Origin of the sequence: Marivirga harenae (assembly GCF_030534335.1) — a bacterium.
GTDB lineage: Bacteria > Bacteroidota > Bacteroidia > Cytophagales > Cyclobacteriaceae > Marivirga > Marivirga harenae.
Map to the genome: position 1 here is coordinate 1934328 of NZ_CP130565.1, position 26649 is coordinate 1960976.

Here is a 26649-nt window from a genome sequence, read left to right on the forward strand (position 1 = left end):
CTATGAAGAATTTGTGCCTTTTACTTATATCGTTCTGTGTTTTGTCTTGTAATACTGAACAGAATACAGAAAGTGAAAATACGCGGAAAAGGCCTAATATTATTTTTATTATGGCCGATGATCATGCTGAGCAAGCCATTAGTGCTTATGGGCATGAAATTAGTCAATTAGCACCGACTCCAAATATTGATAGGCTTGCAAAAAACGGTGCGATTTTCAATAGTAATTTTTGTACCAACTCCATTTGTGGACCAAGCCGTGCTGTAGTTTTAACCGGGAAGCATAGTCACATCAATGGTTTCAGGATGAACGGTGAACGCTTTGATGGCACTCAACAAACTTTGCCCAAATTACTTCAAGCCGCAGGTTATAAAACAGGAATAGTGGGTAAATGGCATTTGCATGGCTATCCTCAAGGTTTTGATCACTGGAATATCTTGAATGACCAGGGAAATTATTATAATCCACAGTTCATTAAAATCCAAGACACGGTCAATATCAATAAAGATAGAATTGATACTACCGCGCATTGGACAACTGATTTGGCAGATACAAGCATCGTAAATGGTTATGCCACCGATTTGATTACTGATTATGCAGTAGATTATATCAAACAAAACCAAGACAAGGAGGAACCCTTTTTTTTAATGATACATCATAAAGCACCTCATCGAAATTGGATGCCTGCTTTAAGACATCTCAATAAGTATGACGCTGTAAAGTTTCCTTTGCCGGAGAGTTATTTTACGGATCATGATGGTTCCAGGGCCTCAAAAGAGCAATTGCAAACGATTTACAAAGACATGTATGAAGGGCATGACTTGAAAATGACCAAAGAAAAAGGGAGCCCGGAGTTGGCCTGGAATCCCTGGAAATCAGATTTTAAACGCATGACTCCGGAGCAGCGTCAACAATGGGATGAAGCATACCAGCCAAAAAATGATGCCTTTCATGAAGCTAATTTATCTGGTCGAGCATTGGCGGAATGGAAAGGGCAAAGGTATTTGCAGGAATATTTGGCTACGATTGCCTCAGTGGACGAAGGGGTTGGAAGAATATTAGATTATCTGGAGGCGAATAACCTAAGTGAAAATACCATTGTGGTTTACACATCAGATCAAGGTTTTTATTTGGGTGAAAAAGGATGGTTCGATAAACGGTATATGTATGAGGAATCATTAAAAATGCCATTACTAATTCAGTACCCAGAAAAGATCAAAGCGGGAACCGTAGTGAATGCTTTAACTCAAAACCTAGATTTTGCCGAGACCTTTTTAGATTTTGCCGGAGCGGAAGTTCCATCAGACATGCAGGGGAAATCCTTCAAATCTGTTTTAGAGGGGGAAGTGAGCGATCAGGATTTTAGGGATGCCATATACTACCATTATTACGATTTTCCTGCTTTCCATATGGTGAAAAGGCATTATGGAGTGCGAACAGATCAATATAAATTGATGCATTTTTATGATGATATTGATACTTGGGAACTGTACGATTTGGAAACCGACCCAACAGAAATTAACAATCAGATTGATAATCCTGAATATGATCAAATTGAAGCAAACCTTCGAGTTAAATTAGATTCACTTCAAAAATTGTATAAAGTGACGGCAAAGGAATTTGAGCCCACGCCTAAAGCGAGAGTAGATAGAGCATATAAGCAGTTTGAAAAATTGCGTGGAAATACAGGCACTTCATATGATCCTATTCTTGATAAAGACATAAAATTATGTTTATGAATTACCTTAGGAATAGTATCAATTTTGACTAATTTACTGATAAGCATGGGGTTGTAAAGGAGGAGGTGTTGGCTACAAAACATTTAGATTATGAATTTAAGGAAAGACAAAAAATGATAAAATCTAGATTATTCATTTTATTAATCTTAGCAATGAGTTTTTCTTCACATTTGAAATCATTAGCTCAGCGTTACGAGAATCAAATCTTCAATGAGGTAGATATTCAAACGCAAGTTTATTTAGAAACTGATTCTGAAGAATTGAAGCTTGATATTTATCAGCCTAAAAATGATGAAATGGAAAATCGGCCAATTTTGTTATTTGTGCATGGTGGTGGTTTTGCAGGTGGAGCACGAGATGAATATGCCATTATGGAGTTTTGTAAGAATATGGCAAGAAGGGGAATTGTGGCCGTAAGCATGTCTTATACCTTAAGCATGAAGGGACAGTCATTTGGATGCAATCAAGCTGCAGAAAATAAAATGAATACTTTTAAGCAAGCAGGATTGGAGATTTCGAAAGCCACAGTGCACCTTCTTAATCAAGCAAAAGAATTAAAGATAGATCCGTCAAAAATCGTTTTAACAGGCAGCAGTGCAGGAGCTGAAGCAGTTTTGCATGCAGCATTCTGGCCAGAAGCTAATACCCCACTTCCAGATAATTTCCAATTCGGAGGATTAATTTCAATGGCCGGTGCCATTTATGACCTAGACTTAATTAATAAGAAGACCGCAATTCCCATGCAGTTTTTCCACGGAACTTGTGATAATCTAGTTCCTTATGGTACGGCTCCTCATCATTATTGTAATGAATCCGATATTGGCTATTTGTTACTGCATGGTGCTGGGAGTATAGTGGAAAAATTGGAAGAGCTAAATAAAGGATATTACTTAGTTACGGGGTGCAACGATAATCATTCCTGGTCTGGAAAACCTTTTTTTTCATTTCGATCCGAAATTGCAGATTTTGTATATCATGATGTAGTGCTACAAAAACTTCGTCAACATCATCAAGTGATTAAAGAATTCGATTCTTGTCAATTAGTTGATGCGCCTGATATATGTTTAGATTAGGAAACGAAACCTTAATAATTTAGCAACTCTCAATTACTACTAATTATTGAATATCAATTTATTTTTACAGATGAATTCAGAAAAAACGATGAAAAACTTAATTCTGTTAGCGCCAATTTGCTTACTCATCACTGCTTGTAATCCTGTCCAAAAACAAGGAGATGGAGCAAATTCCAAGCAAGATTCACCAAATGTAATTTTGATGATAGGTGATGGGATGGGGATGTCACAATTATCATCTGTTTACTATTTCAAGGAGGGAGAAGTAAATATTTCGAGATTTAAGCATACCGGATTTTCTAGAACTTCATCAGCAACTCAAAAAATCACCGATTCAGGTGCGGCCGGGACGGCTATGGCCAATGGTGTGAAAACCTATAATGGGGCCATTGGTGTAGATGTCGATACCAATAAGGTTGAAAACCTTGTTAAAATTGTTTCAAGAAGAAATTACAGTACGGGAATAATAGCTACTTCTACTTTAACTCATGCCACTCCTGCATCTTTTTTTGCGCATTCGGATGCCAGAGGTAAAGAAGATGCAATGGCTGCTCAAATGCATAATTCAGAAGTAGATTTTTTTGCTGCCGGAGGATTAAAGCATTTTAACAAACGAAACGATGGAGTAAATTATTTAGATAGTTTAATGGCTTTTGGTTTTACAGTTGATACAAGCGCTTTAATAACTAAAGATGAAATATCGGCCGATAAGAAATATGGGTTTTTATTGCAAAATGGCGCTATGCCGAAGAAAATAGACGGAAGAGACGAATTCTTACCGAATGCAACTTCTTTAGCAATTGAATATTTCAAAAAGATAGAATCCCCCTTCTTTCTCATGGTAGAAGGTTCACAAATTGACTGGGGAGGGCATGATAATCATCATGAATACTTAGTGGGAGAGATGAATGATTTTGATGATGCTATTGGTGTAGCATTAGACTTCGCTGAAAAAGAGGGGAACACTACAGTTGTCGTAACTGCTGATCATGAAACTGGAGGTTATACGCTTAGATCTGGTAAGAATGAAAAAGGTCATACAGATTATAACGTTATTAATCCTTCATTCTCAACGGGAGGGCATTCTGCAGCAATGGTCCCTGTCTTAGCCTATGGCCCAAATGCAGAAGTATTTACAGGGATTTATGAAAACACTGAAATATTTCAAAAGATTTTAAATTTGACAAAATGAGAAGATTTGCAATTACAATTTTCGCGCTACTCATAGCCGTAGGTTCAAGTGCTCAGACATTTAAAGTCTGTACTTTCAACATAAAATATGAGAATCCGAAAGAAGGTGTACATCAATGGGATAATAGAAAGGATCAAATTTTGAATTTTATTCAAATAGAGGAACTGGATGTTTTTGGTATGCAAGAAGTATTGCACTCTCAAATTGAATTTTTAGAATGTAATTTATTAGAGTATGGACGTTTGGGAGTTGCACGTGATGACGGTAAAACTAAAGGGGAGTATTCTCCAATCTTTTATAAAAAGAATAGATTTTCGATTTTGGAGAGTGGCACTTTTTGGCTGTCTCCTAATCCAGAAATTCCGGCTAAAGCCTGGGATGCAGCTTTGCCAAGAGTTTGCACTTGGGCTAGACTTGCAGACTTAGAATCAAAAGACACCGTTCTATTTCTAAATACTCACTTTGACCATGTGGGAAAAGCAGCCAGATCTAATAGCGTAGATTTAATTTTATCGAAAATTCAAGAATTAAATCAAAGTGGAAAAGTGATTCTAATGGGAGATTTTAATTTAGAATCACAGTCAGAACCAATAAAGAAAGTGCTCAGTACCCAATTGCATGATGCTTTTGAAACCAAACTAAATTTAGGACCGGTCGGAACTTATAATGGGTTTAAAATTGGAGAAAATTATAACAGGCGCATTGATTATGTATTCTACAAGGGTTTTACCTCAAAAAGTTATAAGAATTGTAGTCTCAGAATTCAGGATACATTTTTGTCAGATCATTTTCCTGTAGTGGTCGTTTTTGAATAAGTAGGCTGAAATTAAATCCAAATTCCCCATCTTTACATATTATTTAGAATTCAATTTTATGCAAAGCCCATTACCCATCATCAATCTTAAAAAAGGCAAAGAAAAATCATTGGAACGTTTCCATCCTTGGATATTTTCCGGTGCCATTCATCCGGTGCCTACTGAAGTAAAGGAAGGAGATTTTGTAGAAATTCAAACGCAGGATAAGCGGTTTATCGGCATTGGCTATTTTCAGGTGGGTTCTATAGCCGTTCGAATGCTGACATTTCAAAAAGAGGAAATCAATCAGGATTTTTGGAAGAGGAAATTACAATCCGCTATTGAATTAAGAAAAACAGCCAATCTATGGGGAAATGCTAAAACAAATGTTTTTAGATTAGTTCATGGAGAGGGTGATGGTTTCCCTGGGCTTATTGTCGATTATTATGACGGCTGTGTGGTTTTTCAAGCGCACACTGTAGGTATGTACCAAATCAAGGAAGTCTTCTTAGAAGCGCTTAAAGAGCTGTTGGGAGATCAATTGAAATCGGTATATGACAAAAGTAATCATACACTTCCGTTCAAAGCAGATTTAGAAACTACTGATGCTTTCCTTTATGGGGAAGAAAAAGAAGAATGGCTAGTTAAAGAATATGAAAATACCTTTAATATCAATGTTGTAACAGGGCAAAAAACAGGCTTTTTTATCGATCAAAGAGAGAATAGGAAATTGTTGGAACGGTACAGTAAAGGTAAAAAAGTCTGCAATACATTCTGCTATTCTGGTGGGTTCTCCATTTTTGCCCTGCAGGCAGGTGCAGAATTGGTCCATAGTGTGGACAGTTCTCAAGGAGCTATGGATTTAACTGATCAAAATGTGAAATTGAATTTTCCAGATGCTCAAAACCATCAATCTTTTACAGCAGACGTATTTAATTTCTTAAATGAAATGCCTGAGCAATATGATGTAATCGTATTGGATCCGCCTGCATTTGCCAAGCACAGAAAAGTATTAAAAAATGGTTTACAGGGCTACAGAACCATCAATGAGAAAGCCATGAAGAATATGAAATCAGGAGGCGTGCTTTTCACATTTAGTTGTTCTCAAGTGGTGAGCCAAGAACAATTTAGAACTGTTGTTTTTTCTGCCGCTGCTCGTGCTGGGAGAGAAGTGCAAATTTTGCATCAACTTCACCAACCTGCTGATCATCCAATCAATATTTTCCATCCGGAGGGAGAGTATTTAAAAGGACTGGTTTTGAGGGTGGTTTAAAGTTGACTTGATTGTAAAGTCAAGAAAAAAGACCTTTATTAATTTCCTTCCTCATTAGCAGCTCTCCTTTTAGGTATTTCCACCTAAAAACCGATTGATAATATTTAAAAATTTATATATTAATCACTTTGTTGTTTGTTTTAACCATAAAGTAACAAAAGAAAACAAAAGTTGAATTGCCTAAGGCAATTCATAAAGCCAAATTGAATGGTATGAATTTTCTATTTAGAAACTGCAGTTTTGGAATAATACATCATAAATAACACATTTGAAATTCTTTGCAATTCAACCGAACCCATAAAAAATGAAAAATAGTTAGGCCTATCTTAACGAATTAACCTATAAAATTAATGATGCAGCAATTGAAGTCCACAAGGAATTAGGACCAGGTTTATTAGAAAATGTGTATCAAAAATGTTTGGCGCATGAACTTCAAAATCGGAATATAGAAATCCAGACTGAAAAAATAATTTCCATTGATTTTAAAGGATTGGAATTGGATGTAAATTTAAAATGTGATTTACTAGTTGAGGATACTATTTGCATCGAATTGAAGGCAGTTAAAGAAATAATACCAGTATACGAAGCGCAAATATTGTCTTATATGAAACTTTTAAAAGTCCCTAAGGGTATTCTTTTTAATTTTAATGTTTATAACCCTTACAATGAAGGACAAAAGACCTTTGTAAATGAATATTTCAGCAATATGATTTAAAAATAATCTTGATTATTTTCTTTTGTGCTCTTTTGTTACTTTGTGGTTGAATCAATATGTTCAGAGTTGTAGCTTGCTAAGTTATTGGAAGCTTATCAGATTCCCCTTCACCACCACCTGATAATTTTTTCTACTTCTTTGTTCCATGTAAATTTCTTTGCCCGTTGTCATTTTAGTGATTAATCTTTCTTCAAAATTTTTGATGGTGATTAATTCTAACCCTTTGTTATAGAAAATAGAAAAGTCTTCTTCTAAATCTTTCATGAGTTGATCTAAGCGGTGCAAATCATCGTTTACACAAATTGAGAAAGAAATAGCAGTGTTTTGCATCATATTGATTTTGATATGGTGTTTGTTTAGGGTCTTAAATATTTTCCCGATCAAAGCCTCTGTTATAAAAGTAAAGTCACTTAACTTAAAAGTAATCAGGCTTTGTTTTTCCTTTATGATAATGCAAGGGGTTCGATGAATCGTTTTACAATCATGGATAATTGTCCCACCTTTTTCAGGAGAACTGAAAGAACGCACATGTAAAGGAATGCCAGCATTTGCCAAAGGTTTTATAGTTTTTGGATGGATGACTGATGCTCCATAATAAGTCATTTCTGCAGCTTCCTGATAGGAGAGTTCTTGGTACAGAACTGCATCTTTAATCTTTTTCGGGTCTCCGTTTAAAATTCCTGGTACATCTTTCCAAATGGTTACCGCTGTTGCACTGGTGCAGTAAGCAAAAATTGCAGCACTGAAATCAGATCCTTCTCGTCCTAAAGTAGTAATTCTACCGTCTTCAGACTCTCCTAAAAAACCTTGAGTTATAATGAATTGATTTTGCTGGAAGTCTTCATGAACAGCGGTTTCGATTAGTTTTTTTGTTTTTCCCCAGTCCACCAGCGCATCCCGGAAACTTTTGTCCGTTTTGATGCAATCTTTAGCTTCAATTTTTGAAATAGTAAGATTCTCACTTTTTAAAAATTCAAATAGAATTGAGGAGGAAATGATTTCTCCAAATGAAATTATACTATCATAGGACCTATCATAATGAGAATCAGCAACTTCATCAAGTTTCGCCTTTAGCCTACCAAATATATCCTTGAGAATTTGGAGTCCATTAGACTCATTGCTGGAGAAAAGGGCTGAAATAATATTTTCATGATACTGAAATAGGTTTTGAATAGCAGCATCAGTTGATAGGTCTTGCAACTTCAAGTGCAGTATTTCCTCCAGGGCATTGGTAGTTTTACCCATTGCGGATACTACTATAACTATTTTTTCATTTGGAAATCTTTTAAGGATTCCCGACATATTGCGAACTGCTTCAGCATCTTTTATAGATGCACCTCCAAATTTAAATACCTGCATATGTTCCTTTTCTGTAAGAATTGGCAAAATAAGCTACAATTTTTTCATAATTTAGCGGCAATACAAATAAATATTCCATGCAAACTAAATTAGCCACCTCTGTTGGTATCACTTTAGACCGATTTATTAAAAAGAAACAAAATGATTTTGCATTTGCATCTGGGGAACTTTCCCAATTGTTGCGAGATATAGCTTTAGCTGGTAAAATCATTCATAGAGAGGTTAATAGGGCCGGTTTATTGAATATAGGCGGGGCGTTTGGAACCGAGAATATTCAAGGGGAAGAACAACAAAAGCTAGATGTCATTGCTAATATTCGGTTCATAAGAGCACTCAAAAATGGAGGAGAAGTTTGTGCAATTGTTTCGGAGGAGGATGATGAAATTCTTGATTTGAACAATCAAGATGGAAGATATATCGTAGCGATGGATCCCTTGGACGGCTCATCGAATATTGATGTAAATGTTTCCATCGGAACCATATTCTCTATTTTTAGACGGGTTTCTCCGGTTGGAAGTAAGGTGACTAAGGAGGATGTTTTGCAGAAAGGTTCAGAACAAGTGGCAGCAGGATATTTATTATATGGTTCATCAACTATGTTAGTATATACTACAGGAAGAGGTGTAAATGGATTTACATATGATCCTTCCCTAGGTGAGTTTTTCTTATCCCATGCAGACATGAAGATTCCTGAAGATGGAAAGATCTATTCTATTAATGAGGGTGGCTACAGAAGCTTTGAAAAAAAAGTGCAGGATTACATTGAGAATTGTAAAGATAAAAAATATACCGCACGTTACATTGGATCACTTGTTGCAGATTTCCATAGAAACTTATTGAAGGGAGGGATTTATATTTATCCGTCTACTGAAAAAGCTCCTACAGGAAAGTTGCGACTGAACTACGAATGTAATGCTTTAGCTATGATCTGCGAACAAGCGGGAGGAATTGCAACTGATGGAAAAAAGAGAGTATTGGATATACAACCAGAATCACTTCATCAGAGAGTTCCCTTCTATGTAGGGTCCAAAAAAATGGTTGAGGAGGCCATGAAGTAATATCTTTTGTTGATACCATTTCCCTTAGCTTGAAGAAAATTACTTTTGCCGATTCTGAAGTTTACTATTGAGAATATGATTTTTCGTTTTTAGAGATAACATTCCAGACTTCAAGATCTTGGGCATAAAAAAAGGCTAACAAGTATGTTAGCCTCTTTCGAAATCGTTCAAATTCTAATTAAGATTTGTTCTTGATATCTTGAACTTCAATTCTGATTTCTTGTGCTAAGTTTTTCAACTCTTGCATTCCTTTTCTTACTCGAGTACCAGCTGCCTGATTCTCTTTGTCGTAGAATTTTTCAAAATCACCTTCTAGACCCATGATAAGGTCTCTTACTTGTTCGAATCTTTTCATTCTTATTTTAGTTTACGGTTGACTAAATAAATTATTTAATTGAAAGCAATATAGGCAAAAACATATAAAAACAACAATTAGAGTGGTTTTTTTCCGAAAAAATTACTCTTTAAATGCTTTTGCGAGCTCATTTTCTCTGTAATGACCCTCTTTTAGCTTATCTTTTATTGCCTCGAATGCTTTAATTGTACGGTCAACATCTTCCAAACTGTGTGATGCAGTTGGTATCAATCTTAGTAAAATAGTGTCTTTTGGCACTACAGGATAGATAACAACGGAACAAAATATGCCGAAATTCTCTCTTAGATCGTAGGCCAAAGCCGCTGCTTCACCAACGGTCCCATTTAACATTACAGGAGTTACTGGCGACTGAGTTAATCCAATACTAAATCCTTTATCTTTCAAGCCACTTTGCAACGCATCTACTATCTTCCAGAGATTCTTTTTGTGTTCAGGCTGGTCTCGCAACAATTCTAATCTTTTCAATGCACCTTCAACCATCGGCATTGGCAGTGATTTCGCAAAAATCTGCGAACGCATATTATATCTTAGAAATTTAACGATATCTGGATCTCCTCCTACGAAGGCACCAATTGAGGCCATGGATTTAGCAAAAGTACTGAAGTATAAATCTATTTCTTCCATTACGCCTTGCTGCTCAGCTGTTCCAGCGCCAGTCTCTCCCATAGTTCCAAAACCGTGAGCATCATCACATAATAAACGGAAATTATATTTTTCTTTCAAAGCAACTACGGATTTCAAATCACCCATTGCCCCGGTCATTCCAAATACTCCTTCGGTAATAACCAATATTCCGCCACCGGTTTCTTCTGTTAACTTAGTAGCTCTTTGTAATTGCTTTTCTAAGTTTTCAATATCGTTATGTGGGTATACAAATCTTTTGCCCATGTGTAATCGAACACCATCCACTATACATGCATGGCATTCAGCGTCATATACAATGGCATCTTTTCTACCTACTACTGCATCGATAATAGAAAGTACACCTTGGTAACCGTAATTTAATAGCATTACGTCTTCCTTTTTAATGAAGTCAGCCAGTTGTCTTTCTAATTCTTCATGCTGTGAAGTATTTCCTGACATCATTCTAGCCCCCATCGGGTATGCTAGACCCCATTTAGCTGCAGAATCAGCATCTGCTTTCCTGATCTCGGGGTGGTTACCCAAGCCCAAATAATTGTTTAAACTCCAGGTTAAGACTTCTTTTCCTCTAAACTTCATGTGAGGAGATAATTCTCCTTCCAATTTAGGAAACATAAAATAACCTTCTTCTACATTGGAATGCTTACCCAAAGGTCCACGATCCACCTTCAATTTCTCAAATAAATCCACGTTTATCTATTTTATTGTATGAATACTATTTCTAATTAAACCTCAAAGGTAACAAAAAAGCCGTTACCTAAAAAATTGATTCCCTGCTTTTAAGGCTTATTTTTTAGTAAAAAAGACAATTATTATGTAGCATTGTACTTCAATTTTTATTTGATATTGAACGACTAATCAAAATGCCGAATATTAAAAAAATCTTAGTTGCTAACAGAGGTGAAATAGCCCTTAGAGTAATGCGTTCTGCACGAGAACTGGGTATAAAAACCGTAGCAATATTTAGTGAAGCCGATAGAAATGCACTCCATGTGCGATATGCAGATGAAGCAGTATGTGTAGGTCCTCCGGCTTCTTCAGAAAGTTATTTGAGAATAGATAAAATCATTGATACTTGCAAGGAATTAAATGTTGATGCCATCCATCCTGGATATGGCTTTTTATCTGAAAACGCAGATTTTGCAAGACAAGTAGAAAAAGCAGGTATAATTTTTATTGGGCCGTCAGCTGAATCCATCGAAATTATGGGGGACAAACTTTCTGCTAAGGCCGCAGTTCTGAAAAGAGATGTGCCATTAGTTCCGGGTTTAGACAAGGCCATAACCGATGTGGCATTTGCTAAGAAGAAAGCAGATGAAATTGGTTATCCGATACTGATAAAAGCAAGTGCTGGAGGTGGTGGAAAAGGAATGAGAATTGTTGAGGATCCTGCTGATTTTGAATCTCAAATGGATAGAGCGGTAAGTGAAGCTAAAAATGCTTTTGGTAATGGGGCTGTTTTCATTGAAAAATTTGTGACCTCACCCCGCCATATTGAAATCCAGGTAGTAGGTGACCAAAAAGGAAATGTCGTACATTTATTTGAAAGAGAATGTTCTATTCAAAGAAGGCATCAAAAAGTGATAGAAGAAGCGCCTTCAAGTGTTTTAACTCCTGAAATAAGAAATCAAATGGGACAAGCTGCAATCGATGTGGCAAAGTCATGTAATTACTATGGTGCAGGTACTGTTGAATTTATAGTTGATGATAAATTGAATTTTTACTTCCTTGAAATGAATACCCGTCTGCAGGTGGAACACCCTGTGACGGAACAGATCACTGGCGTTGATTTGGTAAAAGAGCAAATAAGAATTGCTGAAGGTAAAGCTTTGTCTTTTAAGCAAGAAGATTTGAGTATTAAAGGACATGCGGTGGAAGTAAGGGTCTATGCAGAAGATCCGCAAAACAATTTCTTACCTGATATTGGAACTTTGAAAGTTTATAAAAGACCGCAGGGCACTGGGGTTCGTGTAGATGATGGTTTTGAACAAGGAATGGATATTCCAATTCATTATGATCCTATGATAGCTAAATTAATAACCTATGCAGACAACAGGGAAGAGGCTATAAGCAGAATGCTCCGTGCAATAGATGAATATGAAATTGTGGGAATACAAACCACTTTAAGTTTTTGTAAATATGTGCTAAAACACGAGGCTTTCACTAGTGGTAATTTTAATACCAAATTTATAGAAAATCACTTCAAACCAAGTGACCTAGATGAGAAAGTGAGTGATACTGAGTCGGAAATAGCAGCGGCTTTGGCAGTGAAACTATGGTCTGAAAGGCAAAAAAAGCAAACTGCACAAGAAGGAAACGGGAAGAAAATATCTTTGTGGAAAAAGAATAGATTATAGCAATGGCGGAAATTAAGCCTATTAAAGCCTGGCGTTATAATGCTAAACTTCAAAAGGAGATTGAGAATTTGACCAGTCCATTATTTGATGTAGTTTCTCCCCAGCAACGTGAGGCATTATATAAAAATCCTTTAAACAGCATTCATCTTTCAGTGCCAAAAGGTGGAGAAGAATCTGCGGATATGGCTGCGGATCGATTAGCTAAATGGAAAGCGGAAGGAATTCTCAAGCAGGATCCTTTGCCGGGCATTTATGTATATTATCAGTATTTTACTTTGCCTGGTTCAACCCGTGAACGAGTTAGAAAAGGATTTATCACTTTCATTAAAGCTTATGATTGGGATGAAAATGTTATATTAAGGCATGAAAATACCATTCCCAAGTCAGTGAATGACAGAATTGATTTGTTAGATAAAACTCAATTAAATGTAAGTGCAACTCACGGTCTCTATTCCGATCCTGATTTTGAATTGGAGCCTTACATGGATGAGAGCATGGAAATGCCATTGGGGGAATTAGAAGATTACCAAGGCGTAAAGGAGGTTGTAAGTGTTATCCATGATGCCAAAATCATTAAAAAATTCATAGCTAAAATTGCGTCTCAGCAGATAATTTTAGCAGACGGCCATCATCGATACGAAGGAAGTTTGCTCTATCGAAAAAAGATGATAGAACAGAATCCCAATCACACGGGTCAGGAAGGCTATAATTTCCACATGATGTATTTGACCAATGCTGATTCGGATGATTTAAGAATTCTACCCACACACCGGTTGATAAAGGATATTCCTGATTTTTCAGAAAAGGAAATTTTAAAGGCGTTAGAAGATGATTTCATCATCAAAACGCTAGAAAATCCGGAAGATGTCCATGAAATTATTTTAGGAAAAATGTGGGCTTTTGGTCTATTGTTTAAAGAAAACACTTACAAAATCAGACTAAAACCTGAAAAGATTTCTGAACTGAATTGGAATTTTCCTAATGAGGTAAAGCATCTTGATCTTACGGTTTTACATTATTTTTTCATTGAAAAGATATTGGGAATTAAAGGAAAGGAACAACGAAGTTCAGAATCCATACAGTTTGAAAGAAACTTCACAGCTTGTATTCGCAAGTTGTTGAAAAATGAAGTGCAGTGTGCTCTAATTACAAAGGAAATAAGCATGGAGCAGGTGAAGAAAGTCTGCAATACAGGCTTTACTATGCCTCAGAAATCAACTTATTTCTACCCTAAAACTATTTGTGGATTTTTATTTGGATCAATACAGGAAGATGAATTTGAGTTACCCTCTTATTTTAGGGTCTAAGTCACCTAGAAGAAAAGAAATACTGACCAAAGCAGGCTTTGAATTTACAGCTGAAGCTAAGGATACAGAAGAATCTTATCCAGAAGATATGCCTCATAATGAGGTCGCGGCTTTTTTAGCAGAGAAGAAAGCTAAGGCTTTTGCTGAAGATGCTCAATATTCAGATAAAATAATTTTAACAGCTGATACTACTGTTTTGATTGATAATGAATTATTGGAAAAGCCTCTAGATGAAAATGAGGCTTTTAGCATGTTGAGTAAATTGAGTGGGAGAGCCCATCAGGTAGTTTCAGGCTTTTGCGTGTTGCAAAATGGAGAATTTGAAAAATATTCTGATGAGACTTTGGTTTATTTTAATCCGATAGAGGAGAAAATCATTTGGGATTACATTCGAAATCATAAGCCATTTGATAAAGCAGGAGCTTACGGAATACAGGAAGGTATAGGCTTAACTCATATTGAAAAATTGGAAGGTTCTTACTTTACGGTAATGGGTTTGCCGATTCATAAGGTTTATCAAGCTTTATCTAGATATAGTATTGGATATTAAACTTTCCAAAGTTTAGAGCTTTGATAAAGGAATTTAATAACATGAAAACAATTTGGCGTTATTTTGCGGATTTTCACAAGGAAGTTAAACACCCTCCTGCCTTGTATATTTCCATTAGCATTTTCATTGGAATTCTTACTGCCTTCAACTATTTAATAATGGATGTCAGGTTCGAAAAATGGATCGACAGATTGAAACCTGACTCACTACCATATCTTGCGCATTTTATATTGTTTTCATTCATTTATTATGGCATAATTTTTCTTTGTTATCGGTTTAAAACCATTCCCAATCTGTTTAAAGACAAAGCATTTATGGCCAAGAGCTTGTTTATGCTTATAGTGTTAACTGTAGATGTTTGCTTTCAATATCATAAAGTCATCATCAGTGATCTATTTGAATACAAAGACCGGTATTATTTATACAAAGTGATCGGACAGATCACTAGTGTTTTTGTGATGATGTTGCCACTTTTCATATACTATAAAAAATTTGAAAAAAGTAATAACAACTTTTACGGATTACGCACTTCCGCTCGAAAAATTGGTCAGTATTTCCCTCTGATACTTTTAATGATACCGTTAATTGTTGGAGCGTCTTTTGAGGAGAGCTTTAGGAGTTTCTACCCAAGGTTTTCCCCAACCTATCAATTTATGGATTGGTCGGTTGAGTTAAGAGCTGTAGTTTTCGAAATCTTCTATGCATGGGATTTTGTGACTACTGAATTTCTTTTTCGTGGATTTATGGTGCTTGCTTTTACTGCCTTTTTAGGCCCTAGGGCTATTTTGCCTATGGTAGGTTTATATGTGGCCTTGCACTACGGTAAACCACTAGGGGAAACCATTGGCTCATTTTTCGGGGGATATATTTTAGGTGTTTTGACCTACCAAAGCAAGAATATTTGGGGAGGAATAGTGGCACATATGGGAATTGCTTTGTTAATGGAATTGGCCGCTTGGATGCAGAAGGTTTTTAATTAATAAATGGTACTAACTAAGAAGCTCTAACATTATGTTGTTAAGTTAAGCTTTTAATAAGGGGAATGCCCTATTGATTAGGTGTTTTTAAGTAATTGATTTTTAAATTTTTTTTGATTAATCAATAATCTTAGTTTGTTGCTTTAGTCCTGAAAGGACGTAATATTATAACACAGGGTGAAGACCTGTGATAACAAGCCGAGTTCAGCTCAAAAGCTCTGAAAGGGCGTAATATTGCGCCCTTTCAGAGCTGATTTCCCTTCTTTTTTACGTAGGGCTTCACCCTACGTTTTGCTATGTTAGCCCTTTGGGCCTTTATTTTCGGTTGCACATTTGTTGCTTCGAAATGGACGATACAAGCTTTAAAGCCCCATCTTTAATTCCTTTCCAAAAGGGATGATAATTGCCTAATCCGTAATTAATCTACATCTTGCTCAGTTACTATTATCTTAACTTAATGTCATTAAGCTCGCACCAGCTTGATTAAAACCACGGTTTTAACCTTGGTTCAAGGACCACGAACGAAACCAAGACCGTTTTACCGGTTTGATACTGGATATTTCACCCAAAATGATCCCAGCCCTGCGCTTTTAACGGGATAGGATTTCCTTTAGCAGTCACCATATTCAAACCACTTGATTTTTCATTTACATAACCAATAAAATGAATATCCGGATGCTTTTTTACTTTTTCGAAATCATCTTGTGAGATGGTGAAAAGCAATTCATAATCTTCTCCACCATTCAAAATAGCAGTATTTGGATCTAGTTTGAACTCAATTGCGGTTTCCTGCATATTGGTGGCGTAGGGCAATTTATCTTCATGGATATTGATACCCACATCTGAATGCTTAGCAATATGATGCAACTCAGAAGCAAGTCCGTCAGAGATATCAATCATTGATGTAGGGACAATTTTTAAATCCAAAAGCTCGTGGACTAAATCCATTCTAGCTTCAGGTTTCAATTGTCGACCCACAATATATTGGTAATTGTCGAGTTGCGGTTGCATTTCAGGATTTTCTAAAAAAACTTGTTTCTCTCTTTCCAGAACTTGCAGTCCCATAAAAGCACCTCCTAAATCTCCGGTTACGCATACAATATCATTTACTTTAGCACCTGATCGGTATGCGATTTTGTCTTTATCTACTCTACCTATGGCCGTAACTGAAATCATTAAGCCTGATGGTGAAGCCGTAGTATCGCCTCCCACTAAATCTACCTTATAAGCATCGCAAGCAGCTTTCACTCCTTCATAAAATGCATCTACCGCCTCCAGCGAAAATCTATTGCTTAAAGCCAAGCTAACCGTTATCTGTTCGGCTATCCCATTCATAGCCGCAATATCTGAGACATTTACCGCCACTGCTTTGAACCCTAAATGATGTAATGGGAAATATGAAAGGTCGAAATGAACCCCTTCAAGGAGCAAGTCGGTTGAAACCAGCTGGAAATGATCACCTACATCAATGACTGCTGCATCATCTCCTATGGCATAATGAGTAGAATTATTCTGTTTGCTGAACTTTTCTGAGATTTTATCGATTAAACCAAATTCACCGAGTTTATTGATCTCTGTTCTATTTTGATCGCTCATTATATATTTTTTTGAGTTTCTAAATTGAATTATTTACTTTTGTATTATGCGAACGAAATTATTTAAGTCATTCATTTTCTTGCTTTTAGGCGCATTTCTTTTTTCTGCCTGCCAGAAGAGTTCTTTTCAAACCAGAAAAGGAAAGAAAAAGCTGAAGTATTATAATTCCATTCAGCACCAATAATCATTTTTTGATTTCCTGGCACAATTCTATTAATACGCCATTGGTGCTTTTTGGATGTAAAAAGCAGACTAATTTATTGTCTGCTCCCTTTTTAGGGGTTTTGTTGATGAGTTGAAAACCTTCAGATTCCAGTCTCTTCATTTCAGATTCGATGTTTCCCACTTCATAAGCTATATGATGGATTCCTTCGCCTTTTTTTTCAATGAATTTGGCAATAGCGCTGTCCTCACTTTCAGCTTCTAATAACTCAATTTTAGTTTCTCCCATCTGGAAAAAAGAGGTGGCTACACTTTCACTTTCCACTTTTTCAAGTTTATAAGGTTGCCTATTGAATAGTTTACTAAAAAGTGAATTAGCACTTTCCATGTCTTTTACTGCTATACCTATATGTTCTACTTTCAACATGCTTTTGAATTTTCTAAAACTAAATGATTAACTTTGCAATTGTAAATGCAAAAATGCAGAAACTTTTCCACGGATAAAAAAGTTGGGAGACTCAAGATCATTTTTTAAATTTAATTCAAGAAATAATTTAAGATGGAAACATCCACAGACATACATATTGAAAGTGCCAGATTGCAAAAAGAAATTACAAGCTATTTGGGTTTAAATAGTAGTGAGTTGGTTTTTGAGTTTGGCTCTCAAGATGGGAAGGTTAAACTGGACTTAATAACGATCAATCCTAGGCATAATCAATCCTTTTTGTTTCATTCGGAATCGGGTTATGATAAGTTGGAAGCCTTGAAAAAAATGACGGATTATGTAAAAAATTTCCGAGATAGGGAAAGTTCTTATACTATCCAGTGGATGACAAAGGATGATAAGCAATTACATACCTCTTACTTTAGAGCAAGCAATATTTTAGATAGTTTAGACAAACTTTACTACGGCAGAGATCGTAATACAATAACCGTTTTTAGTGTAGTTTTAAATCCGGTGTCATAAAATAAATAGTTAAAGTCATGATTATTGTTACAGACAAAGCGAAAGACAGATTAGGAAAGATAAAAACTGAAGAAGGGCACAGTGAGACTAGCAATGTAAGAGTGTCAGTTAAGGGTGGAGGTTGCTCCGGCTTAATGTACGACTTAAGTTTCGATGAGGAAATTAAAGATGGGGATGAAATTTTTGAAGATAAGGGTGTGAAGCTTTTAGTGGATAAAAAGAGCATGCTGTATCTTTTAGGTACCACCTTAGATTTTTCCGATGGCTTGAATGGGAACGGATTCCAATTCATCAACCCCAATGCAACTCGAACTTGCGGTTGTGGCGAAAGCTTTTCTATTTAGATAATTATTTTTGATGAAATCAAAATGTTAGGTAAACTACCAAGCGTGAAGAGAAATTGCCTTGGGCGGTGGCACACCAACCGTATGCTGAGCTAAATGAAATCAAAAGGTTTTCAAACTTTTCTTTAGTAAAGTCAGTAAAACAAACCCTTGATATTTGCGAATGTCAAGGGTTTTTTATTTATTTGATAAAATGATTATTAAAAATCAGCCATATCAAATTTGCTTCATTTCCAATGAGGCTACTTGTAAAAGCCTAAATTTGTTAGGTTTACAGCCAATCTTCGATTGTTAATTTTGGATTCCTAGTTCAATCAAATTACTTATTAACAATCAACTCAATATTTATGATTCTTTCTTCAATATTTAGAAATCTCTGTACTGTATTTTTATTTTTCTCTATACTTTCTTTACACGCGCAAGGTAAATTAATGCTTGTTGGTGGAGGAGGAGAAACTGATGGTGGATGGAGTGACACTCCCTATCAATGGATGGTTGATAATGCTGTGAATAAAACAATTGGCATAATCAGTTATTCAGATGCTGATAATTGGTTGCCTGATTACTTTGTAGCGCTGGGAGCAGTTGAAGCAGTAAATATCAAAATCGACTCCAGAGAATTAGCCAATCAAGCAGGAATGTTGGATAGCCTTAATCAATATGATGCTTTGTTCTTTAAAGGTGGTGATCAAAGTCGGTACTATGATTATTATAAAAATACTGCTGTTCAAAATGCTATTGAAGATATTTATAATCGAGGCGGAGTAATTGGCGGTACTAGTGCTGGAATGGCTATTTTGTCAGGAGTATTGTTTACTGCTTCCAATGGATCCGCTTATCCTTACGATGCGCTAACAGATATTAACAGCCAATATATGACCTTGGAAGATGATTTTCTTCACTTTTACCCCGATTATATTTTTGATACGCATTTTGTAGAAAGAGGGAGAACCTCAAGACTAATTGGGTTCTTGGCGAATTGGTACGAAAATCATGGAGAATTGATTAAGGGGATTGGAATTGATGACAGAACAGCTTTTTGTATTGATGAAAATGGAAAGGGAATAGTATATGGTACTGGTGCAGCTTCTATCTATCTTCCACAAGATTTTCAAATTCTCGATGGAAAAATTATCAATAGCAATGTGAAAGCAATACAAATAACACATGCTCACTCTTATGACTTAAATGAAGAGAGGATTTCTGAATGGGATTTAGCAAACCACAGTGAGCCTTCTGTGAATTTACCCTATTATCAGGTTTTTGCATCCTCTGAAACGATTTTGAACAGAAATAGAGATATGCTAGAAGAAGTAATCTCCACTACAATGTTAGAGGGTAAAATCCTTTTGATAAGTAAGGCTGCAAATTCTAAAGTTTCTTCTTACACAGAGTTTTTAGAAGAAAACTCCTCTTCTGAGGTAGTTTTCCTAGATATTTCTTCTTCTGAAGAACAAGAAGAACAAATTACTTTACGCAATAAGATTCGGGAAAGCAGTTTGGTGCTGTTTTTAGAACCGGGAGACATCAATTACTACTTGAATTTCGGCCCTACAGGAGAACTATTAAAATCTCATATGCTGAGAAATGAAATCACAAATGTTTTTTTAGGCGATATTGCTAATCAGTTAGGAGTAAGTTACGCTGATAATATTTATCAAGATCCGTTCAATGCCTATTATGATGACTTAGAATTCAGCGATGGATTAGCGGTGCTTCCAGATTTCAATATTATTACAGAAGCATATGGCCTTGATGATAAGGATTATTATGAGAATATTTCTTCTGCTGTTGTTGACAGAGTCTTAAGTCAAGATTTGAAGTATGGAGTTTACTTAACCGGAAGTACTTATTTTTCTTATACTATTAATGATGAAAATCAAGCTATAATAAAAATGGATGGTGAATTGTCCTCGGTTTTAGTGGAAAATTCAGGAACACGCTTTGCCCAAACTGATCAAACAGTTTCAGGAAGTAGCAGTAGAATGCAATACGCATTTGATAGTTTAAACTATCGGATAACGAAAGCCACAGCCTATGAGATTGGTGAGGTTCAAGCTCGAGATCAGGAGGAATATCAGTTTGAAGAGGAAGAGGTTCTATCTAATATTGAATTAAGTGACAGAGGTATTTACCTGCTACAAAACCCTATTGGTGATAAACTAAAACTTTATAAGGAGTCTTCATATGATTTTAATGTTAGTATTTTGTCAGTTGATGGTCGCTCCGTTTTTAATGGTGTTTTGAGAAATAATGGATTTAGCGAATTTAATGTGGGTTATTTACCCAATACCCGATATATTCTTATTGTTGAAGATGCGCTTAGCCGAAATAAATATCTATTAAATATTGTAAAAACCAATTAATATAATTGCGTTTTACATATCATTTAATTAATATTGAAATACTAATATGAAATTCATTCGAACATACATGTCAAGCAAGCCCATCCCGGTGCAAGCACGCAAATCATTAACCTTAATGAATTTGCAGCCTATATTTGATTGTTAGTTCACTCCAATTTTATTATTTCCTTAATTTATTAAGGCATATCTAAATTAACCTTTTAGGTTTTTCTTATATCATTATTTAATGTTTTACTTATGAGAACTTTTACTAAAGCACTCGTAGTTTTTCTTGCTACGTGTACGTTTGTATTTAATGTTACTGCCCAATCAATTCTTGTAAAAGGGACGATAACCTCTAGTGAAGATGGTTTGCCATTACCTGGAGTGAATGTCATGATAAAAGGGAGTGGGAATGGTACCACAACAAATGTTGAAGGTAATTTCCAACTTGAGGTCGACAAGGAGGCGACACTGATTTTTTCTTTCATCGGCATGAAAACAAAAGAGCTGGCTGTGAATGGCAGAAGTACCCTAGATGTGATTCTGGATTCTGATGTTTCTCAGCTATCTGAGGTAGTGGTAGTGGGGTACGGGTCAGTAGATCGGAAACTCCTGACAGGATCAGTGTCTCAAACCGAATCAAAAGAACTTTCCAATACTGTGAATCCAGATTTAAGTTCTGCTTTGCAAGGAAAAGTGGCGGGAGTTCAAATAAATCAGAACTCAGGTACACCAGGTGCCGCTCTATCCATTCAAGTGCGAGGCCAAAATAGTATTTCTGGAGGTACCCAACCACTATATGTAGTAGATGGTGTTCCGATCTCGTCAGGTAATTTTGGGCAAATTGGATACGAAGGCCAAGGGATTAGTGCAATATCTGATTTAAACCCAAATGATATAGAGTCCATCTCGGTATTAAAGGATGCTTCTGCTTCTGCAATTTACGGGGCAAGGGGTGCCAATGGAGTGGTTTTAATTACAACCAAAACTGGTGAAAGTGGCAAAACAAAATTTAATGTTGAGTCTTATTACGGCACACAAGAGATTTATAAGAGATTGGATCTATTGGATGCAGGTCAATTTAAGCGATATGTAAACGATATTGCCGCAGACGAGGGCGCGGCCCCTCCTTACTCTGACGAGCAATTGAATGATAATTCAATCAATACAGATTGGCAAGATGCAGTTTTGAGAACAGCACCTATCCAAAATCACCAAATCAGTGCTTCAGGTGGGGGTGATAAGACTAAATTCTATGCGTCTGCTGCATTATTCGATCAGGAAGGTATTTTGATCGGAACAGACTACAGAAGATATAGTGGTAGATTAAACTTAGATCATAAGGTCAATGATAAGTTAAATATTGATACAAAACTCAATATTAGCTTCTCAGAAAATAATAGAGTTCCTGGTGATCAGACTATTAATGGTGTCCTACCAAATGCTATTTCAAAACCTCCGGTACATCCTATTTATGATGAAAACAATAATTATTTAGAGCAAGGGTTTTGGGACAATCCCGTTGCAAATGGAACAGAAACCGATAATGTGGCGGAATCTTTTAGGACGCTTTTCAACATCGGTTGGGATTACAGATTCACGGATAATTTGAAATTCAGAAATCAGTGGGGAGTAGATTATTCTCATTTGATGGAAAGAAGATATGAACCGACTACCACAAGAAGAGGAGCTCAGAGTGGTGGGATTGGTATTAACGCTAATTCAAGGGTGACAAAAGTCATCCAAAATTCAACCCTCGAGTATAATAAATACATAAAAGATCAACATGATATCACTGCTTTGGTAGGGTCAAGTTTTGAATTGATCAATGATCGGTTTGATTTTATGCGTGCTAATAATTTCCCCTCTAATGATTTAAGATATATCGCTTCAGCTGGGAACATTGAAACTGCTAGCGCTAGTGGAAGTGAATATGCCATTAATTCTTATTTCGGGCGCTTTATGTATGCTTTTGAGGATAAATACATAGTCACTTTAAATTTAAGAGCTGATGGAAGTTCCAATATAGCACCTGCAAATCGATACCAACTATTGCCGGGTATATCTTTAGGTTGGAGATTGATTGAAGAAGGGTTTATGCAAAGCCAGGGTATTTTCAGTGACTTTAAATTAAGATTAGGCTACGGGAAATTGGGGAATGACAAAATTGGAAGAGGAAGATATCTGGCATTGTATGGTTCAGGAAATAATTATAATGCAAATCCAGGAATTATACCATCTCAGATCCCAAATCCTAACTTGAAATGGGAAGTTACTACCAATTACAATGCAGGCATTGATATTGCATTTCTAGGCGGAAAAATAAATTTCACTACTGATGCTTATTACAATATCACCACAGACTTGCTACAGTTTCGCCCTCTCCCAGGCTCTTCTGGATATGGTGGATATGATGAAAACATCGGGGAGATGGAAAACAAAGGTTTGGAATTTGCAGTAAATGCAAACCTTGTTTCAAATGAGGATTTTCAATGGTCGTTGAATGGAAATCTGTCTCTCAATAGAAATAGAATCCTATCACTTTATAACGGGCAACCGATCACCAATATAGGTAGAGGAAATAATGCCATAATTGAAGGTGAACCGCTTGGCGTTTTTTACATGTTTGAATCTTTGGGAGTAGATCCATCTACCGGAGAATTACTGATGGAAGATGTTAATAATGATGGACGCATTACTGATGCAGATCGACAAATCGTGGCTGATCCAAACCCTGATTTTATTGGAGGAATTAGTACTAATCTTAATTACAAAAATTTCGATTTGTCTATAGTAAGCCAATTCAGCTACGGTAATGATATATTTAACGGTACACGTCAGTATACTGAAAATATGACATTGGGTAGTAATGATAATCAGACCACTAGAATCATGAGGCGGTGGAGAGAACCTGGAGATATTACCAATGTCCCAAAGATAAACGGTAGATTTAATAATGAAATTACCTCTCACTACATTGAAGATGGCTCATTTTTTAGACTAAGAAACATCACCCTAGGCTATAATTTACCTGTAGATCTGATTTCAAAGTATAAGCTGACTAAAGTTAGGGTATATGCTAGTGCACAGAATTTATTGACGCTAACATCTTATTCGGGTATGGATCCTGATGTTAATTACTCAGGTTCTGATGCAACTCGCAAGGGTACTGACTTTTTCACTTTCCCAGTACCGATAATGTATACAGCTGGAATAAATATTTCATTTTAAAATTTTATGAAGATGAAAAACTTAAAAAACATATTCATTTACTCTTTTATCATTTCACTTCTTTCATGTGAGATTTTAGATGTAGAACCACCTTACGACAGGGTGTTGGCGGAAAATGCCATTTCTGATAAAAGAGGATTAGATGCGGCCATTAACGGGGTTTATGACGGAATGCAGAGCGGGGCAATTGTGCTGGATTATCTAGTCATTTCTGATTTAGCTGCTGATAATTTAGAAGCAGTAGGCTCAAAGATCGATTACATTACTATTAATAATAACGATCCCTTCAGCACCAATATATATGTGGAAGCGGTATGGAATGCCCACTATGATGTGATTAATAGAGCCAATAATATTTTGGATAATATCGGGTCTGTTGATGGAGTTTCTGAAGCTGAAGCTAACCGTGGAGAGGCTGAAATGCGAACTATCCGAGCTATTTGCTACTTTAATTTGGTCAGAATGTTTGGTGGGGTTCCACTTAGAGAGTCCGCTATAAACGGTGCTTCAGAAGAAGATATTTTTATCGGGAGAGCATCAGAAGCTGATACTTATCAATTTATTCAGGATGATCTAGAGATTTCGGAAGATTTATTGGAAGGAGCTGGAAGAGGTAATAGTGTAAGAGTTGATGAACCCACTGTAAAAGCATTATTAGCACGTCTGCATTTATATCAAGAAAATTGGGCGAATGCAGAAGCCTATGCAAAAAGTGTAATCGATGGTTTTGGGTATGAACTAGTAGAAGATTACACATCTATTTTTGATGAAGCTAATAGTAGTAACGAGATTATATTTCAGATTGATTTTCTTAATGATGATGATGTAAATACAATAGCTCGTTGGCTTTTGGCAGCAGGTAGATATGAAGCCGCGGCAACTGAAGATGTGTATGATCTTTACGAAAGTCAGGATTTAAGAGCCTCAGCTTCAGTGGGGGATGCAGGCGGAGATTTTTTCTGTAATAAGTACACAGGATTACAAAATGATGTGGACAACCTAATTGTCACTCGCTTATCAGAAATGTATTTGATAGCTGCAGAAGCCATCAACGAGCAGGCCTATGATGCAAATTCCGATGCCTTCGATTTTTTAAATGAAGTAAGAGAAAGAGCTGGACTAAATGAAATAACTAACCTTGAAGCAACGGATCAAGCATCTTTAAGAGAGGCGATCGCTTTGGAACGAAGAAAAGAATTGGCATTTGAAGGCCATAGATGGCATGATTTGGTCAGAACCCATCAAGCTCAAGCTGTTTTGGAAATCAGTAATCCCAATAAACTTTTATTCCCTATTCCCCAATCTGAAATAGATACCAATAAACATCCAGAAATGGTTCAGAATGAAGATTACTAAATCAATTTTTAAAAATCCTTAAACTAAATAATTATGAAAAATTTATTAAAATATTCTAAATTATGGGCCTTGTTTATAGGGCTAAGTATTTTGTTTTTCACTTCTTGTGACGAGGGCGAAGAGGACGAACCAACCCCTGAGCCAACAGCCAGTTTTACTTTTAGTCCTGATGCCCCGGAAGTAGGACAGGAAATTACTTTTACTAGTACTTCAGAAAATGCAACTTCATTCAGTTGGTCATTTGGTGATGGAGGAACGGCTACAGGTGAAAATACCACTCATTCATATGAGTCCGCAGGTGAATTTACTGTTACTTTAGTTGCTTCGGGAGAAGGTGGAAATCTAACAGTGGAAGAAACAGTTACTGTCGCAGAACCTGAACCACAGGCTGATCCTGTACAGGTCTATTTTGCAGACAATACTGGAGATGTGTTCACCATGCAGAAAATTTCAGGTTTAGGATTGGAAACTACTGTTGAAACTGCATTCGAAACTACAGGGTATACCATTCAAGTTTTTTATGATGAAAATAACGATAAAATCTACTACAGTGATGATGATAATGGGCAGGTGGTACGAGTTAATCCTGACGGAAGTGGAGAAGAAATTGTGGCGGAAGGAATTGCAGGGCCAAGAGGATTAGCAGTTAATGATGACGCAACAAAATTGTTTGTAGCTGATCGAGGAGCAGACGAAATTCTATCTTTTGACTTATCTACTGGAGAAAAAACAGTTTTGTATGATTCAGCTGATTTGGCAAATGCAATTGTAGATGCTGAATTCCAACCTGCTGCATTTTTACCGGAAGGTCTGACTTTCCATAACGGAGAATTGTTTTTCACATGTGTAGATTTTGATGCAGAGACCTTATGGAAAGCGACAGCAGATGGCGCAAGCGTAAGTAGATTGTTAGATTATGGGGAGGCTGGATTTGGGTATGCAGTTATTGTCGATACTGAAAATGATGTTTTAATCTTTGATGATGCAGATACTAATAATTTACTAGCTGTAAATTATGATGGTTCCGGGATAGAGGAAGTGGTAGCTACAGATGACTATACCTATGGTATCGGAATTGATTACGTTACTTCAAAAATCTACTGGTCAACAAGAGATGGCAGCGTAAAAAGAGCCAATAGAGATGGTTCGGAAGTGGAAACTTTAGTTTCAGCTGATGAGGGGAGAGTAAATAGAGGCTTAGTGATTGTGCCTACTAATTAAAATTTAATTTCT

At 36.3% G+C, this 26649-nt stretch carries 21 protein-coding genes and 1 pseudogene; 17 read left to right on the plus strand and 5 right to left on the minus strand.

Annotated features, from left to right (window positions below; genetic code table 11):
- Positions 1 to 2 precede the first annotated feature (2 nt).
- The 6 genes and pseudogenes from Q3Y49_RS08270 to Q3Y49_RS08295 form a co-directional block, all read left to right on the plus strand.
- On the plus strand, positions 3 to 1739 hold the full coding sequence (locus tag Q3Y49_RS08270) for a sulfatase family protein (protein ID WP_303271837.1): 1737 nt from the start codon (positions 3 to 5) through the stop codon (positions 1737 to 1739).
- Positions 1740 to 1891: 152 nt separating this feature from the next.
- A complete protein-coding gene (locus tag Q3Y49_RS08275; RefSeq protein WP_303271838.1) occupies positions 1892 to 2812 on the plus strand; it encodes an alpha/beta hydrolase in 921 nt (306 codons plus the stop codon).
- 70 nt (positions 2813 to 2882) lie between these two features.
- A complete protein-coding gene (locus Q3Y49_RS08280) occupies positions 2883 to 4004 on the plus strand; it encodes an alkaline phosphatase (protein WP_303271839.1) in 1122 nt (373 codons plus the stop codon).
- Entirely contained in the window at positions 4001 to 4819 is an 819-nt protein-coding gene (locus tag Q3Y49_RS08285; protein WP_303271840.1) for an endonuclease/exonuclease/phosphatase family protein, read from the plus strand. The genes Q3Y49_RS08280 and Q3Y49_RS08285 overlap by 4 nt, the downstream gene beginning before the upstream one ends.
- A gap of 58 nt (positions 4820 to 4877) precedes the next feature.
- Positions 4878 to 6071, plus strand: a complete 1194-nt coding sequence (locus tag Q3Y49_RS08290; protein WP_303271841.1) for a class I SAM-dependent rRNA methyltransferase — start codon at positions 4878 to 4880, stop codon at positions 6069 to 6071.
- A gap of 343 nt (positions 6072 to 6414) precedes the next feature.
- Positions 6415 to 6786: pseudogene (locus tag Q3Y49_RS08295) on the plus strand (GxxExxY protein); the annotation flags it as partial.
- 81 nt (positions 6787 to 6867) lie between these two features.
- Here the strand turns inward: Q3Y49_RS08295 and Q3Y49_RS08300 are convergent.
- The gene (locus Q3Y49_RS08300; RefSeq protein ID WP_303271842.1) at positions 6868 to 8145 is read right to left on the minus strand and encodes an aspartate kinase; all 1278 of its coding nucleotides are present in this window, start codon (positions 8143 to 8145) and stop codon (positions 6868 to 6870) included.
- Between the two features lie 77 nt (positions 8146 to 8222).
- Between Q3Y49_RS08300 and fbp the strand changes: the two genes are divergently transcribed.
- On the plus strand, positions 8223 to 9203 hold the full coding sequence (gene fbp, locus Q3Y49_RS08305) for a class 1 fructose-bisphosphatase (RefSeq protein WP_303271843.1): 981 nt from the start codon (positions 8223 to 8225) through the stop codon (positions 9201 to 9203).
- 178 nt (positions 9204 to 9381) lie between these two features.
- On the opposite strand, the gene Q3Y49_RS08310 is transcribed toward fbp, so the two are convergent.
- The gene (locus Q3Y49_RS08310; protein ID WP_013453717.1) at positions 9382 to 9558 is read right to left on the minus strand and encodes a BF3379 family histone-like protein; all 177 of its coding nucleotides are present in this window, start codon (positions 9556 to 9558) and stop codon (positions 9382 to 9384) included.
- 102 nt (positions 9559 to 9660) lie between these two features.
- A complete protein-coding gene (locus Q3Y49_RS08315; protein ID WP_303271844.1) occupies positions 9661 to 10911 on the minus strand; it encodes an aminotransferase class I/II-fold pyridoxal phosphate-dependent enzyme in 1251 nt (416 codons plus the stop codon).
- A gap of 173 nt (positions 10912 to 11084) precedes the next feature.
- On the opposite strand from Q3Y49_RS08315, the gene accC reads away from it, so the two are divergent.
- From accC to Q3Y49_RS08335, 4 genes are read left to right on the plus strand one after another with little or no spacing between them, the layout of a single operon-like run.
- Positions 11085 to 12578 carry an acetyl-CoA carboxylase biotin carboxylase subunit gene (gene accC, locus Q3Y49_RS08320; protein WP_303271845.1) on the plus strand — a complete coding sequence of 498 codons (1494 nt, stop codon included), beginning with the start codon at positions 11085 to 11087 and terminating at the stop codon, positions 12576 to 12578.
- A 2-nt stretch (positions 12579 to 12580) separates the two neighbouring features.
- Positions 12581 to 13885, plus strand: coding sequence for a DUF1015 domain-containing protein (locus tag Q3Y49_RS08325; protein ID WP_303271846.1), 1305 nt, complete (start codon positions 12581 to 12583; stop codon positions 13883 to 13885).
- Positions 13851 to 14435: a Maf family protein gene (locus tag Q3Y49_RS08330; RefSeq protein WP_303271847.1), complete on the plus strand. Its 585-nt coding sequence runs from the start codon at positions 13851 to 13853 to the stop codon at positions 14433 to 14435. Before Q3Y49_RS08325 ends, Q3Y49_RS08330 begins: the two co-directional genes overlap by 35 nt.
- Positions 14436 to 14476: 41 nt before the next feature.
- Entirely contained in the window at positions 14477 to 15415 is a 939-nt protein-coding gene (locus Q3Y49_RS08335; protein ID WP_303271848.1) for a CPBP family intramembrane glutamic endopeptidase, read from the plus strand.
- Positions 15416 to 15973: 558 nt separating this feature from the next.
- Here the strand turns inward: Q3Y49_RS08335 and thiL are convergent.
- On the minus strand, positions 15974 to 17008 hold the full coding sequence (gene thiL / locus Q3Y49_RS08340; RefSeq protein ID WP_303271850.1) for a thiamine-phosphate kinase: 1035 nt from the start codon (positions 17006 to 17008) through the stop codon (positions 15974 to 15976).
- Between the two features lie 184 nt (positions 17009 to 17192).
- Positions 17193 to 17597, minus strand: a complete 405-nt coding sequence (mce, locus tag Q3Y49_RS08345; RefSeq protein ID WP_303271851.1) for a methylmalonyl-CoA epimerase — start codon at positions 17595 to 17597, stop codon at positions 17193 to 17195.
- Positions 17598 to 17729: 132 nt separating this feature from the next.
- Here mce and Q3Y49_RS08350 point away from each other — a divergent pair, with 132 nt between their 5' ends.
- The 6 genes from Q3Y49_RS08350 (at position 17730) to Q3Y49_RS08375 (ending at position 26637) form a co-directional block, all read left to right on the plus strand.
- On the plus strand, positions 17730 to 18137 hold the full coding sequence (locus Q3Y49_RS08350; RefSeq protein WP_303271852.1) for a hypothetical protein: 408 nt from the start codon (positions 17730 to 17732) through the stop codon (positions 18135 to 18137).
- A gap of 17 nt (positions 18138 to 18154) precedes the next feature.
- Entirely contained in the window at positions 18155 to 18481 is a 327-nt protein-coding gene (locus Q3Y49_RS08355) for a HesB/IscA family protein (protein WP_303271853.1), read from the plus strand.
- Positions 18482 to 18828: 347 nt separating this feature from the next.
- Positions 18829 to 20847, plus strand: coding sequence for a cyanophycinase (locus tag Q3Y49_RS08360; protein ID WP_303271854.1), 2019 nt, complete (start codon positions 18829 to 18831; stop codon positions 20845 to 20847).
- Positions 20848 to 21084: 237 nt separating this feature from the next.
- Entirely contained in the window at positions 21085 to 24060 is a 2976-nt protein-coding gene (locus Q3Y49_RS08365; protein WP_303271855.1) for a SusC/RagA family TonB-linked outer membrane protein, read from the plus strand.
- Positions 24061 to 24072: 12 nt separating this feature from the next.
- Positions 24073 to 25416, plus strand: a complete 1344-nt coding sequence (locus tag Q3Y49_RS08370; protein WP_303271856.1) for a RagB/SusD family nutrient uptake outer membrane protein — start codon at positions 24073 to 24075, stop codon at positions 25414 to 25416.
- Positions 25417 to 25449: 33 nt separating this feature from the next.
- A complete protein-coding gene (locus Q3Y49_RS08375; RefSeq protein ID WP_303271857.1) occupies positions 25450 to 26637 on the plus strand; it encodes a PKD domain-containing protein in 1188 nt (395 codons plus the stop codon).
- Positions 26638 to 26649 lie beyond the last annotated feature (12 nt).

What these genes read in the sequence shown, in the direction of transcription:
- Q3Y49_RS08270 (WP_303271837.1), top strand. Translation starts at nt 3, where the DNA reads ATGAAGAATTTGTGCCTTTTACTTATATCGTTCTGTGTTTTGTCTTGT.
- Q3Y49_RS08275 (WP_303271838.1), top strand. Translation starts at nt 1,892, where the DNA reads ATGAGTTTTTCTTCACATTTGAAATCATTAGCTCAGCGTTACGAGAAT.
- Q3Y49_RS08280 (WP_303271839.1), top strand. Translation starts at nt 2,883, where the DNA reads ATGAATTCAGAAAAAACGATGAAAAACTTAATTCTGTTAGCGCCAATT.
- Q3Y49_RS08285 (WP_303271840.1), top strand. Translation starts at nt 4,001, where the DNA reads ATGAGAAGATTTGCAATTACAATTTTCGCGCTACTCATAGCCGTAGGT.
- Q3Y49_RS08290 (WP_303271841.1), top strand. Translation starts at nt 4,878, where the DNA reads ATGCAAAGCCCATTACCCATCATCAATCTTAAAAAAGGCAAAGAAAAA.
- Q3Y49_RS08300 (WP_303271842.1), bottom strand. Translation starts at nt 8,145, where the DNA reads ATGCAGGTATTTAAATTTGGAGGTGCATCTATAAAAGATGCTGAAGCA.
- fbp (WP_303271843.1), top strand. Translation starts at nt 8,223, where the DNA reads ATGCAAACTAAATTAGCCACCTCTGTTGGTATCACTTTAGACCGATTT.
- Q3Y49_RS08310 (WP_013453717.1), bottom strand. Translation starts at nt 9,558, where the DNA reads ATGAAAAGATTCGAACAAGTAAGAGACCTTATCATGGGTCTAGAAGGT.
- accC (WP_303271845.1), top strand. Translation starts at nt 11,085, where the DNA reads ATGCCGAATATTAAAAAAATCTTAGTTGCTAACAGAGGTGAAATAGCC.
- Q3Y49_RS08325 (WP_303271846.1), top strand. Translation starts at nt 12,581, where the DNA reads ATGGCGGAAATTAAGCCTATTAAAGCCTGGCGTTATAATGCTAAACTT.
- Q3Y49_RS08330 (WP_303271847.1), top strand. Translation starts at nt 13,851, where the DNA reads ATGAATTTGAGTTACCCTCTTATTTTAGGGTCTAAGTCACCTAGAAGA.
- Q3Y49_RS08335 (WP_303271848.1), top strand. Translation starts at nt 14,477, where the DNA reads ATGAAAACAATTTGGCGTTATTTTGCGGATTTTCACAAGGAAGTTAAA.
- thiL (WP_303271850.1), bottom strand. Translation starts at nt 17,008, where the DNA reads ATGAGCGATCAAAATAGAACAGAGATCAATAAACTCGGTGAATTTGGT.
- mce (WP_303271851.1), bottom strand. Translation starts at nt 17,597, where the DNA reads ATGTTGAAAGTAGAACATATAGGTATAGCAGTAAAAGACATGGAAAGT.
- Q3Y49_RS08350 (WP_303271852.1), top strand. Translation starts at nt 17,730, where the DNA reads ATGGAAACATCCACAGACATACATATTGAAAGTGCCAGATTGCAAAAA.
- Q3Y49_RS08355 (WP_303271853.1), top strand. Translation starts at nt 18,155, where the DNA reads ATGATTATTGTTACAGACAAAGCGAAAGACAGATTAGGAAAGATAAAA.
- Q3Y49_RS08360 (WP_303271854.1), top strand. Translation starts at nt 18,829, where the DNA reads ATGATTCTTTCTTCAATATTTAGAAATCTCTGTACTGTATTTTTATTT.
- Q3Y49_RS08365 (WP_303271855.1), top strand. Translation starts at nt 21,085, where the DNA reads ATGAGAACTTTTACTAAAGCACTCGTAGTTTTTCTTGCTACGTGTACG.
- Q3Y49_RS08370 (WP_303271856.1), top strand. Translation starts at nt 24,073, where the DNA reads ATGAAAAACTTAAAAAACATATTCATTTACTCTTTTATCATTTCACTT.
- Q3Y49_RS08375 (WP_303271857.1), top strand. Translation starts at nt 25,450, where the DNA reads ATGAAAAATTTATTAAAATATTCTAAATTATGGGCCTTGTTTATAGGG.